This is a genomic window from Citrobacter sp. Cpo015, assembly GCF_030333035.1.
GTDB classification, from domain to species: domain Bacteria; phylum Pseudomonadota; class Gammaproteobacteria; order Enterobacterales; family Enterobacteriaceae; genus Citrobacter; species Citrobacter portucalensis.
Genome location: NZ_JAOWGS010000031.1, coordinates 291,840 through 307,124 on the forward strand (window position 1 = coordinate 291,840; position 15,285 = coordinate 307,124).

14 protein-coding genes and 1 rRNA gene are annotated in these 15,285 nt (G+C 49.3%); 13 read left to right on the forward strand and 2 right to left on the reverse strand.

Annotation, left to right across the window (positions count from 1 at the left end):
* The first annotated feature begins 11 nt into the window (after positions 1 to 11).
* The 6 genes from prmA (at position 12) to OGY67_RS12475 (ending at position 4,604) form a co-directional block, all read left to right on the forward strand.
* Entirely contained in the window at positions 12 to 893 is an 882-nt protein-coding gene (prmA, locus tag OGY67_RS12450) for a 50S ribosomal protein L11 methyltransferase (protein ID WP_003025221.1), read from the forward strand.
* A 170-nt stretch (positions 894 to 1,063) separates the two neighbouring features.
* A complete protein-coding gene (locus OGY67_RS12455; RefSeq protein WP_223849040.1) occupies positions 1,064 to 1,798 on the forward strand; it encodes a carbonic anhydrase in 735 nt (244 codons plus the stop codon).
* Positions 1,799 to 2,096: 298 nt separating this feature from the next.
* Positions 2,097 to 3,062, forward strand: a complete 966-nt coding sequence (gene dusB, locus OGY67_RS12460; RefSeq protein WP_008785970.1) for a tRNA dihydrouridine synthase DusB — start codon at positions 2,097 to 2,099, stop codon at positions 3,060 to 3,062.
* Positions 3,063 to 3,087: 25 nt separating this feature from the next.
* Complete coding sequence (gene fis, locus OGY67_RS12465) at positions 3,088 to 3,384, forward strand: DNA-binding transcriptional regulator Fis (RefSeq protein ID WP_000462905.1); 297 nt, start codon at positions 3,088 to 3,090, stop codon at positions 3,382 to 3,384.
* 88 nt (positions 3,385 to 3,472) lie between these two features.
* The gene (yhdJ, locus tag OGY67_RS12470) at positions 3,473 to 4,357 is read left to right on the forward strand and encodes an adenine-specific DNA-methyltransferase (protein WP_032945161.1); all 885 of its coding nucleotides are present in this window, start codon (positions 3,473 to 3,475) and stop codon (positions 4,355 to 4,357) included.
* 82 nt (positions 4,358 to 4,439) lie between these two features.
* Entirely contained in the window at positions 4,440 to 4,604 is a 165-nt protein-coding gene (locus tag OGY67_RS12475) for a DUF2556 family protein (RefSeq protein ID WP_003025279.1), read from the forward strand.
* A 46-nt stretch (positions 4,605 to 4,650) separates the two neighbouring features.
* Here the strand turns inward: OGY67_RS12475 and envR are convergent, their stop codons facing one another.
* A complete protein-coding gene (envR, locus tag OGY67_RS12480; protein ID WP_286574007.1) occupies positions 4,651 to 5,307 on the reverse strand; it encodes an acrEF/envCD operon transcriptional regulator in 657 nt (218 codons plus the stop codon).
* Between the two features lie 413 nt (positions 5,308 to 5,720).
* On the opposite strand from envR, the gene OGY67_RS12485 reads away from it, so the two are divergent.
* From OGY67_RS12485 to OGY67_RS12515, 7 genes are all read left to right on the forward strand, one after another.
* The gene (locus OGY67_RS12485) at positions 5,721 to 6,881 is read left to right on the forward strand and encodes an efflux RND transporter periplasmic adaptor subunit (protein ID WP_060683116.1); all 1,161 of its coding nucleotides are present in this window, start codon (positions 5,721 to 5,723) and stop codon (positions 6,879 to 6,881) included.
* 11 nt (positions 6,882 to 6,892) lie between these two features.
* Positions 6,893 to 10,006, forward strand: a complete 3,114-nt coding sequence (locus OGY67_RS12490; RefSeq protein ID WP_286574008.1) for an efflux RND transporter permease subunit — start codon at positions 6,893 to 6,895, stop codon at positions 10,004 to 10,006.
* A gap of 270 nt (positions 10,007 to 10,276) precedes the next feature.
* On the forward strand, positions 10,277 to 10,498 hold the full coding sequence (locus OGY67_RS12495) for a lipoprotein (protein WP_003025292.1): 222 nt from the start codon (positions 10,277 to 10,279) through the stop codon (positions 10,496 to 10,498).
* 460 nt (positions 10,499 to 10,958) lie between these two features.
* The gene (locus tag OGY67_RS12500) at positions 10,959 to 11,984 is read left to right on the forward strand and encodes an amino acid ABC transporter substrate-binding protein (RefSeq protein WP_286574009.1); all 1,026 of its coding nucleotides are present in this window, start codon (positions 10,959 to 10,961) and stop codon (positions 11,982 to 11,984) included.
* A 69-nt stretch (positions 11,985 to 12,053) separates the two neighbouring features.
* Positions 12,054 to 13,235 (forward strand): amino acid ABC transporter permease, encoded by a 1,182-nt coding sequence (locus tag OGY67_RS12505; RefSeq protein ID WP_003844801.1) that lies wholly within the window; start codon positions 12,054 to 12,056, stop codon positions 13,233 to 13,235.
* A 9-nt stretch (positions 13,236 to 13,244) separates the two neighbouring features.
* Positions 13,245 to 14,348 carry an amino acid ABC transporter permease gene (locus tag OGY67_RS12510; protein WP_234692448.1) on the forward strand — a complete coding sequence of 368 codons (1,104 nt, stop codon included), beginning with the start codon at positions 13,245 to 13,247 and terminating at the stop codon, positions 14,346 to 14,348.
* A 7-nt stretch (positions 14,349 to 14,355) separates the two neighbouring features.
* Positions 14,356 to 15,114, forward strand: coding sequence for an amino acid ABC transporter ATP-binding protein (locus OGY67_RS12515; RefSeq protein WP_212024792.1), 759 nt, complete (start codon positions 14,356 to 14,358; stop codon positions 15,112 to 15,114).
* An 89-nt stretch (positions 15,115 to 15,203) separates the two neighbouring features.
* Here OGY67_RS12515 and rrf read toward each other — a convergent pair.
* A 5S ribosomal RNA gene (rrf, locus tag OGY67_RS23790) occupies positions 15,204 to 15,285 on the reverse strand; the annotation flags it as partial.

Here is a 15,285-nt window from a genome sequence, read left to right on the forward strand (position 1 = left end):
AGAGTTTTGCCATGCCATGGATCCAACTGAAACTGAACACGACCGGTGCCAACGCTGAAGAGTTGAGCGATGCGCTGATGGAAGCGGGCTCCGTTTCCATTACTTTCCAGGATACGCATGATACGCCGGTATTTGAACCTCTGCCGGGCGAGACTCGCCTGTGGGGTGATACCGACGTTATCGGCTTGTTCGATGCAGAAACCGACATGAAAGAAGTAGTTGCTATCCTGGAACAGCATCCGCTGCTGGGTGAAGGCTTCGCGCATAAAATCGAACAGCTCGAAGACAAAGACTGGGAACGCGAATGGATGGATAACTTCCACCCGATGCGCTTTGGTGAACGTCTGTGGATTTGCCCAAGCTGGCGCGATGTCCCGGATGAGAATGCTGTCAACGTGATGCTGGACCCGGGTCTGGCGTTTGGTACAGGCACGCACCCCACTACCTCTCTGTGCCTGCAATGGCTGGACGGTCTTGATCTTAACGGCAAAACGGTTATCGACTTTGGCTGCGGCTCCGGTATTCTTGCCATTGCGGCACTGAAGCTGGGTGCGGCGAAAGCCATTGGCGTGGATATCGACCCGCAAGCGATTCAGGCCAGCCGTGATAACGCCCAGCGTAATGGTGTTTCTGAGCGTCTGGAGCTTTATCTACCGAAAGACCAGCCAGAGGCGATGAAAGCCGACGTGGTGGTCGCCAACATCCTTGCTGGCCCATTACGTGAACTGGCTCCGTTAATCAGCGTACTGCCCGTTGAGGGCGGTTTGCTGGGGCTTTCTGGTATTCTTGCCAGCCAGGCGGAAAGCGTCTGTGAAGCCTATGCCGATCTCTTTACGCTCGATCCGGTTATCGAGAAAGAAGAGTGGTGTCGCATTACCGGCCAGAAAAAATAATCCCTTCCGGCGTGGTTATCTGACCACGCCATTTTCAGACAATTGACCAGCATACCGACACTTTCCTCAGCGATATAATAATCAATTGATTTTGTTATTTTTTATATTGATTCTCATTGAGTAAACGTATGCGTTTCAACTGTTTTACAACAACTTTGCTGGCAGCATGCATGATGCCACTGACCACGCTGGCCGTACCATGGGGATATACCGAAGAAAACGGCCCCGCACGGTGGGGAGAAATCAGCAAAGCGTATGCAACGTGCCAGACAGGCATAAACCAATCCCCCATAGACATCCAGACCACCACAACCAGTAAACTCGGTCTCCCCGCGCTGAACATGCAGTACGTCGATGGCCCAACTAGATTTCGGAGCATTAACCATACGTTGCAGGCAACGATGAGTAGCTACGCATCTAATTCTATTGAAATTGATGAAACGCTTTATTATTTAAAACAATTTGATTTTCATGCCCCGAGCGAACATACCCTCAACGGTAAAACCTATCCGCTGGAGCTGCAGCTGGTCCACAAAAATCAATCCGGAGACATCGCTATCGTGGCGGTTATGTTTGACATCGGCGAGCCAAACCAGGCGATTCAAAATTTGTGGGAGTCCTTTCCAACCATGGAGGACAGCAGCATGGCCATCTTCTCGCCGGTCGATATCCACCAGCTTTTACCCGACAATAAAACCTACTGGCGCTACCGTGGTTCGTTAACAACGCCTCCCTGCACCGAAGGCGTCACCTGGACTATCCTGAAAACGCCTGTTGCTCTTTCTGCCGAACAGATGGATAAATTCCACTACATTGTTGGGCCAGCAAACAATCGCCCGCTGCAGCCGTTGAATGAACGCAAGATTACGGACAGCTATTCTGGGGATACCGAGATCCTGTACTAAAATGAGGTAGCGATCACACAATGACGAGGTAATTTGCTGATTAATTCAGCAGAATATCTTGTCAGTACCGTCTGCAGCTGAAGAAAAAATGAGAAGTTACGCAAAATTATATGTGTATATAAAATCGACACATTTTTATAATGCGATGATTTATATGATTAAATATTTTCATGCGTTCACATTTACGGCAATTCATTGATCCACCTCAGTGGATTGGTCAAAGTTTGGCCTTTCATCTCGTGCGAAAAATGCGTAATATACGCCGCCTTGCAGTCACAGTATGGTCATTTCTTAACTCATGCGCATCGGACAATACCAGCTCAGAAATCGCCTGATCGCAGCACCTATGGCTGGCATCACTGACAGACCATTCAGGACGCTGTGCTATGAGATGGGAGCCGGATTGACAGTATCCGAGATGATGTCTTCTAACCCGCAGGTTTGGGAAAGTGATAAGTCTCGTTTACGGATGGTGCACGTTGATGAGCCAGGAATTCGCACGGTGCAAATTGCCGGCAGCGACCCTGTTGAGATGGCCGATGCCGCACGTATTAACGTGGAAAGCGGCGCCCAGATTATTGATATCAATATGGGGTGTCCGGCTAAAAAAGTGAATCGCAAGCTCGCAGGTTCAGCCCTCTTGCAGTACCCGGATTTAGTGAAATCGATACTAACCGAGGTCGTCAATGCAGTGGACGTTCCTGTCACACTCAAGATTCGCACCGGCTGGGCTCCGGAACACCGTAACTGCGTAGAGATTGCCCAACTGGCTGAAGACTGTGGCATTCAGGCTCTGACCATTCATGGACGCACCCGCGCCTGTTTGTTCAATGGAGATGCTGAGTACGACAGTATTCGGGCAGTTAAGCAGAAAGTTTCCATTCCGATTATCGCGAATGGCGACATTACTGACCCGCATAAAGCCAGAGCTGTACTCGACTATACGGGGGCGGATGCCCTGATGATAGGACGTGCAGCTCAGGGAAGACCCTGGATCTTTCGGGAAATCCAGCATTATCTGGACACTGGGGAGCTGCTGCCCCCGCTGCCTCTGGCAGAGGTGAAGCGCTTGCTTTGTGCGCATATTCGGGAACTGCACGACTTTTATGGTCAGGCAAAAGGGTACCGAATTGCGCGTAAACACGTATCCTGGTATCTCCAGGAACACGCTCCGGATGACCAGTTTCGGCGCACATTCAACGCCATTGAAGATTCCAGCGAACAGCTGGCGGCGTTGGAGGCATACTTCGAAAATTTTGCGTAAACAGAAATAAAGAGCTGACAGAACTATGTTCGAACAACGCGTAAATTCTGACGTACTGACCGTTTCTACCGTTAACTCTCAGGACCAGGTAACTCAAAAGCCCCTGCGTGACTCGGTTAAACAGGCACTGAAGAACTATTTTGCTCAATTGAATGGTCAGGATGTGAATGATCTCTATGAGCTGGTACTGGCTGAAGTAGAACAGCCCCTGTTGGACATGGTGATGCAATACACCCGCGGTAACCAGACCCGTGCTGCCCTGATGATGGGCATCAACCGTGGTACGCTGCGTAAAAAACTGAAAAAATACGGCATGAACTGATACTAATCAGTTAAATGTTTGTTTTAAAAGGCGCTACTCGGCATGGGGAAGCGCCTTTTTTATTGACGTCACACGGGAGGCTTTGGCGATGAACGCGAGATGTGAACCTGTCTATTTTGGCGATGAATCTAAAAAGATAATCCTGGGTGACGCGCTAACTGAACTGAAAAAACTGCCGTCTGAAAGCGTCGAACTCATTTTTGCTGACCCTCCTTATAACATCGGGAAAGACTTTGACGGGATGGTTGAATCCTGGGACGAAGAGACCTTTCTGGCGTGGTTGTTTGAGTGCATCGACGAGTGCCATCGCATCCTCAAACCACACGGCACCATGTACATCATGAACAGTACGGAGAACATGCCGTACATCGACCTCAAATGCCGCCCGCTTTTTACCATCAAGAGTCGTATCGTGTGGTCATACGATAGCTCAGGGGTACAGGCCAAAAATTACTTTGGTTCGATGTATGAACCGATCCTGATGATGGTAAAAGATCAGAAAAACTACACATTTAATCGTGACGATATTCTGGTTGAAGCCAAAACTGGCGCTAAACGCGCGCTAATAGACTACAGAAAAAACCCGCCGCAGCCGTACAATCAGAAAAAAGTGCCGGGCAATGTCTGGGAGTTCCCACGCGTACGCTATCTGATGGACGAATACGAAAACCACCCCACCCAGAAACCCAAAGCCCTCCTGGAGCGTATAATTCTGGCGTCCTCGAACCCAGATGACAAGGTACTGGATCCGTTTGCCGGCAGCTTCACCACCGGAGCTACCGCCGTGGAATTGGGCCGCAAGTTTGTCGGGATTGAGATCAATACTGAATACGTAAAAATGGGACTCAGAAGACTGAGTATCGGTTCTCATTTTTCAGAAATTGAGCTTGCCAAGGTGAAAAAACGTAAGACAAAAAACCTGTCTAAAAAGAGTCGATTGACGGCAAAGAGTGGCGATCTTTCAACAAAGTAAAGGCATTGTAAGTCTGCTTTTCAGCTTAAAAATTTCGTGTATATTCCCTGCACACTTGGGCATGAATACACAGGGTTTAGGAATGATTCGCAAGTATTGGTGGCTGGTTGTTTTTGCGGTCTTCGTTTTTCTTTTTGATGCGCTGCTCATCCAATGGATAGAGCTGATGACAACAGAGCACGACAAGTGCCGGAATATGAACTCAGTGAATCCCCTTAAGCTGGTCAACTGCGTCGACCTCGAATAGCACCTCAGATAACACTTCGACAGCCGTCAGCCTCTGGCGGTAAAAACTATCCGACCTGGTTTTCACTCTGCATTAATTGCATGACGCTACCGTCTGGGCTTAACATTTTTAGTACATTATCAACTAATACTGGAGCTTGCCCATATAGATCATAACTCACTGGATTCATTAACCAGTTTTTTATAATTCCGCTAAAACTACCGTGCAGAATAATGATGATGACATCTAAATCAAGAGTGGTGGCAATCAGATTGTCATCTACACACTTTTGCAGGGAATCACGAATGCTATGATGACTGATACCTATTTTATCGCGAATAGCCTGCTCAGACATCATATCGTTATGAAATTCACACTTATGATATAAAATCTGCATTAATGCCTGCTGACGAGGGTTCTCTGCAATATATTGTAACCCCACCACAAACTTTTCTCGCAATCGCTGTAAAGGGTTATCACCCCAACGACCAATTAGCTTGTCCTGAATAAGATCGCGTAAAGGTGGTTGTTGTAACCATAGCTCATTAAACAGTTGAGTTTTATTTTCGAAATGCCAATAGAGCGCGCCACGCGTCACGCTGGCAGCATCCGCAATGTCGTTTAGCGTCGTATTGCTTACGCCACGTGCGGCAAACTGTACAATTGCCGTTTCTATCAGGTGCTGCCGCGTTTTGAGGGCATCAGCTTTCGTTTTTCTGGCCATGGTTCCGACTGTCTGAGGTAGAATAGAGAATGATTAACTTTCTTATCTAATATTTGCGATACGGAACAAATGTATCACTTAGCATTTATTTAAACGAGTTCTAAAAAATATTATTACGGACTTTGCACACGAATAAACAAAACGAATACCAACAACAAATATATTCATAAACCAAATGTTTATTTCAATTTGTGTTTATGCGAATCATAGTATTGCTATTAACACCACAATGAAACAGCTGTCGATTAATCTTTTTTTGCTTTTACGTGCCGTGTATCGTGCCCATAAATAAGTATTGCTTACATCGCAAGCTAATAATTTGTAGGATAGCCAACTATTATTTTTCTTGTGCGCGTTATCGCCCCCTGCTTTACCCGGTTAATAACGAGCGTTCGGTTTTTTAAGGAATAGAAATGACGAAAAATGCCAGGTTTTCACTCCTGCCCTCATTCATCATCGTCTCCGCTGCATTACTCGCCGGTTGTAACGATCAGGGAGAAACACAAGCTCATCCCGCAGAACCGCAGGTGACTGTCCATATCGTCGAAAAGGCTCCTTTAGCCGTAACGACCGAATTACCCGGGCGCACAACGGCATTCCGAATTGCAGAAGTTCGTCCCCAGGTCAGCGGGATAGTGCTTAAACGGAATTTCACTGAGGGAAGCGATATTGAAGCCGGACAGTCACTTTATCAGATCGATCCCGCGACTTATCAGGCTGACTATGACAGCGCCAAAGGTGAACTGGCGAAGAGTGAAGCGGCGGCTGCAATCGCGCATTTAACGGTAAAACGCTATGTGCCGTTGGTTGGCACCAAGTACATCAGCCAGCAAGAGTACGATCAGGCAATTGCTGATGCTCGTCAGGCCGATGCCTCCGTGATCGCGGCAAAAGCGGCGGTCGAAAGCGCGCGTATCAATCTGGCCTACACCAAAGTGACATCGCCAATTAGCGGACGCATCGGTAAATCTAACGTCACCGAAGGTGCATTAGTCACGAATGGCCAGGCTACTGAGCTTGCTACCGTTCAACAGCTCGATCCCATTTACGTCGACGTGACACAGTCCAGTAACGACTTTATGCGCCTCAAACAGTCCGTTGAACAAGGGAGTCTGCATAAAGACAGCGCCAGCAGTACTGTCGAACTGGTGATGGAAAATGGTCAGTCATACCCGCTAAAAGGCTCTTTGCAGTTTTCTGATGTGACGGTTGATGAAAGCACCGGATCAATCACCCTCAGAGCCGTGTTCCCTAACCCGCAGCACACGCTGTTGCCGGGCATGTTTGTGCGCGCACGCATTGATGAAGGCGTCCAGCCGAATGCCATTCTCGTTCCGCAGCAGGGGGTAACGCGTACGCCTCGCGGCGATGCCACCGTAATGGTCGTTAACGACAAGAGTCAGGTTGAGTCTCGCGCAGTCGTTGCCGCACAAGCTATTGGTGACAAGTGGCTCATCAGCGAAGGCCTGCAACCGGGTGACAAAGTTATCGTGAGCGGCTTACAGAAAGCACGTCCAGGCGTTCAGGTTAAAGCAACCGCCGATACCGAAACCCCTGCCACGAAAGCCCAATAAGGTAACCGGACATGGCTAACTTTTTTATCAGGCGTCCTATCTTTGCCTGGGTATTGGCTATCATTCTGATGATGGCGGGTGCTCTGGCAATCATGCAACTGCCCGTGGCACAGTACCCGACCATTGCGCCTCCTGCGGTCGCCATTTCTGCCACCTATCCTGGTGCGGATGCACAGACGGTTCAGGATGCAGTCACACAGGTTATCGAACAGAATATGAATGGTATCGATAACCTGATGTATATGTCCTCCACCAGCGACTCGGCCGGGAGTGTGACTATTACACTGACTTTCCAGTCCGGTACCGATCCCGATATCGCGCAAGTGCAGGTGCAAAATAAACTGCAGCTCGCCACTCCGCTACTGCCGCAAGAAGTTCAGCAGCAAGGGATCAGCGTCGAGAAATCCAGCAGCAGCTTTTTGATGGTTGCGGGTTTTGTTTCTGACAACCCACAAACCACACAGGATGACATTTCCGATTACGTCGCCTCGAACGTTAAAGACTCAATCAGCCGTCTGAATGGCGTGGGTGACGTGCAGCTGTTTGGTGCACAGTACGCCATGCGCATCTGGCTGGATGCAAACTTATTGAACAAATATCAGCTCACGCCGGTTGATGTGATCAATCAGTTGAAGGTACAGAACGATCAGATTGCCGCAGGTCAGTTAGGGGGGACGCCTGCATTACCTAACCAGCAGCTTAACGCTTCTATCATTGCGCAAACGCGACTGAAAGACCCTGAAGAGTTCGGCAAAGTGACTTTACGCGTGAACAGCGATGGTTCGGTTGTTCACCTGAAAGACGTCGCACGTATCGAGTTAGGCGGGGAAAACTACAACGTCGTGGCGCGTATTAACGGTAAGCCTGCATCCGGCCTTGGGATCAAGCTGGCAACCGGGGCAAACGCGCTGGATACCGCGAACGCGATTAAAGCCAAGCTGGTTGAACTGCAACCATTCTTCCCGCAGGGAATGAAGGTGGTCTACCCGTACGACACGACGCCATTTGTAACCATCTCCATTCATGAAGTGGTAAAAACGCTGTTTGAAGCGATCGTGCTGGTGTTCCTGGTCATGTATTTGTTCCTGCAAAACATCCGGGCAACGCTCATTCCGACCATCGCCGTACCTGTCGTATTGTTGGGCACATTTGCCGTGCTTGCTGCGTTTGGCTACTCAATAAACACCCTGACGATGTTCGGCATGGTGCTCGCCATCGGTCTATTGGTCGATGATGCGATAGTGGTGGTGGAAAACGTGGAACGCGTGATGATGGAGGATCATCTGCCGCCCAAAGAGGCGACGGAAAAATCCATGTCACAAATACAGGGAGCACTGGTTGGTATCGCCATGGTGCTGTCTGCGGTATTTATCCCGATGGCCTTCTTTGGCGGTTCAACCGGGGCTATCTATCGGCAGTTTTCCATCACCATCGTTTCCGCCATGGCGCTTTCAGTACTGGTCGCGCTGATCCTGACTCCCGCACTTTGTGCAACGTTGCTGAAGCCGGTATCAGCTGAACATCACGAGAAAAGAAGCGGTTTCTTTGGCTGGTTCAATGCCAAATTCGATCACAGCGTCAATCACTATACCAATAGCGTCAGCGGTATTGTGCGTAAAACTGGGCGTTACCTGGTCGTCTACCTGATAATCGTCATCGGGATGGCGGTGCTGTTTATGCGCCTGCCAACCTCCTTCCTGCCAGAGGAAGATCAGGGCGTCTTCCTGACGATGATTCAACTTCCTGCAGGCGCCACGCAAGAACGCACCCAGAAGGTGCTGGATCAGGTCACCCACTACTACCTGAACAATGAAAAAGCCAACGTTGAAAGCGTCTTTACGGTTAACGGCTTTAGCTTCAGCGGCCAGGGGCAAAACTCAGGGATGGCGTTCGTCAGCCTCAAGCCCTGGGAAGAACGTAGCGGTAACGAAAATAACGTTGAATCAATTATCGCCCGCGCTACCCGAGCGTTTAGTCAGATTCGTGATGGTCTGGTGTTCCCTTTCAACATGCCAGCCATCGTTGAACTGGGTACCGCGACGGGCTTCGACTTCGAGCTGATTGACCAGGGCGGGTTGGGGCATGCTGCGCTAACCCAAGCACGTAACCAACTGCTGGGCATGGTTGCCAAACACCCTGACCTGCTGGTTCGTGTGCGTCCAAACGGGCTCGAGGATACCGCACAGTTCAAACTGGATGTCGATCAGGAGAAAGCGCAAGCGCTTGGTGTCTCACTGTCTGATATCAACGAAACCATCTCAGCTGCGCTGGGCGGCTATTACGTCAATGACTTCATTGACCGTGGCCGCGTGAAAAAAGTGTACGTACAAGCCGATGCCAAGTTCCGTATGTTACCGGAGGACATCAATAATCTGTATGTCCGTAGCGCCAATGGCGAAATGGTTCCGTTCTCCACGTTCAGTTCCGCACACTGGATCTACGGCTCACCGCGCCTGGAGCGCTATAACGGTATGCCTTCTATGGAACTGCTGGGAGAAGCAGCGCCTGGCAGAAGTACCGGTGAAGCAATGGCGCTAATGGAAAGCCTGGCGGAAAAACTGCCAAACGGTATTGGTCATGACTGGACGGGGATGTCCTATCAGGAACGACTGTCGGGTAACCAGGCACCTGCGCTGTATGCCATCTCGCTAATCGTTGTCTTCCTTTGCCTTGCCGCATTGTATGAAAGCTGGTCTATTCCTTTCTCGGTGATGCTGGTTGTACCGCTCGGTGTTGTGGGCGCATTGTTAGCAGCATCACTGCGTGGGATGAATAACGATGTGTATTTCCAGGTTGGCTTACTAACCACAATCGGCCTCTCGGCTAAGAACGCCATCCTGATCGTCGAGTTTGCCAAAGACCTGATGGATAAAGAAGGCAAGGGGTTGATTGAAGCGACGCTGGAGGCATCGCGCATGCGTCTTCGTCCTATCCTGATGACATCCCTGGCCTTTATTCTGGGGGTTATGCCTCTGGTTATCAGTCACGGTGCAGGTAGTGGTGCGCAGAATGCGGTCGGTACCGGTGTTATGGGAGGAATGCTGACCGCAACATTGTTGGCTATCTTCTTCGTCCCCGTCTTCTTTGTTGTCGTAAGACGGCGTTTTAGTCGGCACAACGATTAATTTGTAAAATAAAGGCGTCTACGGACGCCTTTTTCACCTACGATGCTCCTCTTTATTTATTAGTAAGATAGCCATTTATTTCATTTAAACTATCCCTCTAAACTCGCCTGCAGCCTTTCTTTTTATCCATTATTTTTACAATCCACATGAATTGAGATTATTCCTCATGTCAGTCCTTTTTTAAGAAGTGGTAAAATAATCGCCGAGTTCGCAGATGGCTTAGCGTTTGTCTTTGCTTAATTAGCGAAACGCTTATTTTGAGGTAACACCATGAAAAGATTAATATCCGTTGCACTGCTTACCGCATTCCTGGCTGGCTGTGCACACGATTCTCCTTGCGTACCTGTATACGACGATCAGGGACGCCTGGTTCATACCAATACCTGTATGAAAGGCACCACCCAGGATAACTGGGAAACAGCCGGGGCCATCGCCGGTGGTGCTGCAGCCGTTGCCGGACTGACGCTTGGGATTGTCGCCCTGACCAAATAAATCATATTAAAAGCGCGGTTATTACCGCGCTTTTAGCAATAAGCATAAAATCTACATATAAGACAAAACGTTGCTTAATAGAACCTGACATGTAATAAAATTATTATAGATTTCACTCACACATCCGCGATTTGAAATTAGCATTTTTTCTGTTTTTCGTAACACCACATTTTCTTTTCATTATTCTCACGTCATTAATATTAACGCCAGAAATCGTTATCACGCGTCCTGTCTGATTTTTAAATTTTTTGCGCCGAAATGTGGCTTACGTTTCAATTTTGCACCACTTCAGGGCGCTGCATTTATTTTTTCCTGTCTACACTCTGCATATTGCGTCGAATAATCAGGCGCAAAAAACTGGCACTACCTTTGCTTAAAAGAGTATGGCCAAAGCCACAGACAGGTAAAAGACGTTTTCAGAACGTTTCCATAACAATAATTCCTCCACACAGGATGCTCTATGAAAAAGATGATAATCGCCAGCCTGGCTGCGGCCGGTGTGCTGCTTGCTGTTGCAAATCAGGCACATGCCGGCGCAACACTTGATGCCGTAAAGAAAAAAGGGTTTGTGCAATGTGGGATCAGCGACGGCTTGCCTGGCTTTTCTTACGCCGATGCAATCGGCAAGTTCTCGGGTATTGATGTTGATGTATGTCGTGGCGTTGCCTCCGCCGTATTTGGCGATGATAGCAAAGTAAAATATACCCCGCTCACCGCCAAGGAACGCTTTACCGCATTACAGTCTGGTGAAGTCGACATGCTCTCTCGTAATACCACGTGGACCTCTTCTCGTGATGCCGGTATGGGCATGTCCTTCACTGGTGTAACGTATTACGACGGCATTGGCTTTCTTACCCACAATAAAGCAGGCCTGAAGAGCGCTAAAGAGCTGGATGGTGCAACGGTCTGTATTCAGGCGGGAACCGATACCGAACTAAACGTGGCCGACTACTTTAAAGCCAATAAGATGAAGTACACCCCTGTCACCTTTGACCGTTCGGATGAATCAGCCAAAGCTCTGGAATCTGGACGTTGTGATACGCTGGCTTCCGACCAGTCTCAGCTGTATGCCCTACGCATCAAGCTGAGCAATCCTGCGGAATGGATCGTCCTGCCAGAAGTTATTTCTAAAGAACCGCTGGGACCTGTCGTACGTCGTGGGGACGATGAGTGGTTCTCCATTGTTCGCTGGACGCTGTTCGCCATGCTAAATGCGGAAGAAATGGGTGTTAACTCGAAAAACGTCGATGAAAAAGCGGCTAATCCAGCAACACCGGATATGGCACACCTGTTGGGTAAAGAAGGGGATTATGGCAAGGATCTGAAGCTTGATAACAAATGGGCCTACAACATTATCAAGCAGGTTGGTAACTATTCGGAGATCTTTGAACGTAACGTTGGATCGGAAAGTCCGCTGAAGATCAAACGTGGACAGAACAACCTCTGGAATAACGGTGGCATTCAGTATGCGCCACCGGTGCGCTAATGCGTAGTGATGTAACGGGCGCCGCAACTGCGGCGCTCAGCCCAGAGTCATAGTTACTGAGGTTTTCTTATGTTCCATCGCCGCTCAACCGTAAAAGGATCGTTATCCTTTTCTAACCCTGCGGTCCGCGCCTGGTTATTTCAAATACTCGCCGTCATTGCGGTTATCAGCATTGCGGTCTATCTCATTCATAACACGATAAATAACCTGAACAATAGCGGTATTACCTCGGGGTTTTCTTTTCTCGATCGCAGCGCCGGATTTGGCATTGTCCAGCATCTGATCGATTACGAGCAAGGCGATACGTATGGTCGTGTCTTTGTGGTCGGCCTGCTCAATACTCTGTTAGTTTCAGCACTGTGCATTGTTTTCGCATCAATTCTCGGTTTCTTTCTCGGACTAGCACGCCTGTCAGATAACTGGTTATTGCGAAAGCTCTCGACGATCTACATCGAAACGTTCCGCAATATACCGCCGCTGCTGCAGATCTTCTTCTGGTATTTCGCCGTATTACGTAATCTGCCCGGCCCACGCCAGGCCGTTAACGCGCTGGATTTGATGTTCCTGAGTAACCGGGGGCTCTATATTCCGGCCCCGCAAATGGGAGAAGGTTTTTTTGCCTTTTGCACCGCTGTCGTTATCGCTATCGTCGTCACCATCGGATTATTTCGCTTCAACAGAATGCATCAGACCAAAACCGGTCAGCTACGTCGGACCTGGCCCACAGCTCTGGCGTTGATCGTACTTTTACCGGTGATTTCACAGTGGATGTTTGGCGCTGCGCTTCACTGGGATATTCCCGCGCTCCGTGGTTTTAACTTCCGTGGCGGTATGGTGCTTATTCCTGAACTGGCGGCATTGACTCTGGCGCTTTCGGTATATACCTCGGCATTTATTGCAGAAATTATTCGGGCGGGCATTCAGGCCGTTCCTTACGGCCAACATGAAGCCGCACGCTCGCTGGGTCTGCCAAATCCGGTGACGCTACGCCAGGTAATCATCCCGCAGGCGCTACGCGTCATCATTCCCCCACTGACCAGCCAGTACCTGAATATCGTCAAGAACTCTTCTCTTGCGGCCGCCATTGGTTATCCGGACATGGTTTCACTGTTTGCCGGCACGGTACTCAATCAAACAGGGCAAGCCATTGAAACGATCGCCATCACCATGTCGGTATACCTGATCATCAGTCTGAGTATTTCTTTGCTGATGAATATTTATAACCGCCGTATTGCACTGATTGAGCGCTAAGGAGCCATGATGACAAAAGCACTGCTGTCTCACCCCTCGCGCCAGCGCAGCAATCCGGCAAGCCGCAGTCTACTCTGGGTGCGTAAAAACCTGTTCTCCAGTTGGTCAAATAGCCTGCTCACCCTGCTATGCGTATGGCTGATTTGGTCATTTCTCCCGCCACTGTTGAACTGGGTATTCTTTCAGGCCAACTGGGTCGGTTCTACCCGGGCAGACTGTACCAAAGCGGGAGCCTGCTGGGTGTTTATCCATGAACGCTTCGGGCAATTCATGTATGGGCTTTATCCACACGATCAGCGTTGGCGTGTAAATCTGGCCCTGATAATTGGTCTGGTTTCTATTGTTCCGATGTTCTGGAAAACCATTCCCCACCGAGGCCGTTATATCGCCATCTGGGCAGTCATATATCCGCTTGTCGTCTGGTGGCTGATGTACGGTGGTTTTTTCGGGATTGAACGCGTAGAAACCCGGCAGTGGGGTGGATTAACACTGACGCTTATTATTGCATCCGTGGGGATTGCAGGCGCGCTTCCATGGGGCATTTTACTGGCGTTGGGACGTCGTTCCCATATGCCAGTCGTGCGGGTTTTATCCGTCATTTTCATTGAGTTCTGGCGCGGTGTACCGTTGATTACCGTTCTGTTTATGTCCTCGGTCATGCTTCCTCTGTTTATGTCCGAAGGAACCAGTATCGACAAGCTTATCCGGGCGCTGGTCGGCGTTATTCTTTTCCAGTCGGCCTATGTCGCAGAAGTGGTTCGCGGAGGGTTACAGGCCCTACCGAAAGGTCAGTATGAGGCCGCGGAATCACTGGCGCTAGGGTACTGGAAAACTCAGGGGCTGGTCATTCTTCCGCAAGCCCTCAAGCTGGTTATCCCGGGTCTGGTTAACACGATTATCGCCCTGTTCAAGGATACCAGCCTGGTCATCATCATCGGTCTGTTTGATCTCTTCAGTAGCGTGCAGCAGGCAACTGTGGACCCTGCGTGGCTGGGTATGTCGACAGAAGGATATGTTTTCGCTGCACTGATTTACTGGATCTTCTGTTTCAGTATGTCGCGTTACAGCCAGCATCTGGAAAAACGTTTTAACACCGGGCGTACACCGCACTGAGGAATTTATGAGCCAATTATTAATGCCGTCTACCGACGCGATGATTACGCTGGAAAACGTCAACAAATGGTACGGACAGTTTCATGTCCTGAAAAACATCAACCTGAAGGTAAAACAGGGAGAGCGCATCGTATTATGCGGGCCTTCCGGTTCGGGTAAATCGACAACTATCCGCTGTATTAACCATCTGGAAGAACATCAGCAAGGACGCATAATAGTGGATGGGATTGAGCTCAATGAAGACATCCGCAATATTGAGCGCGTCCGACAAGAAGTTGGCATGGTCTTTCAGCACTTTAATCTCTTTCCTCATTTAACTGTCTTGCAAAACTGCACGCTGGCGCCTATCTGGGTGCAAAAGATGCCGAAAAAAGAGGCTGAAGTACTGGCAATGCACTACCTTGAGCGGGTCCGCATTGCCGAACATGCACATAAATATCCCGGGCAAATCTCTGGTGGACAACAACAGCGCGTGGCCATTGCACGCTCGCTGTGTATGAAACCCAAAATCATGTTATTTGATGAACCCACATCAGCGTTGGATCCTGAAATGGTAAAAGAAGTGCTGGATACCATGATAGGTCTGGCGCAATCGGGCATGACCATGCTATGTGTAACCCATGAAATGGGCTTTGCCCGCACAGTAGCTGACCGGGTGATCTTTATGGATCTTGGCGAGATTGTGGAACAGGCACCACCGGATGAGTTTTTTGCTCACCCCAAATCGGAACGCACTCGCGCGTTTTTATCGCAGGTTATTCATTAAATATATATATGCCGGATACAGTTCCGGTTGATTTCCGCGTATAAATGCAAAAAGGCCATCCTTTCGGATGGCCTTTTCACTTATTTGATGTCTGGCAGTTCCCTACTCTCGCATGGGGAGACCCCACACTACCATCGGCGCTACGGCGTTTCACTTCTGAGTTCGGCATGG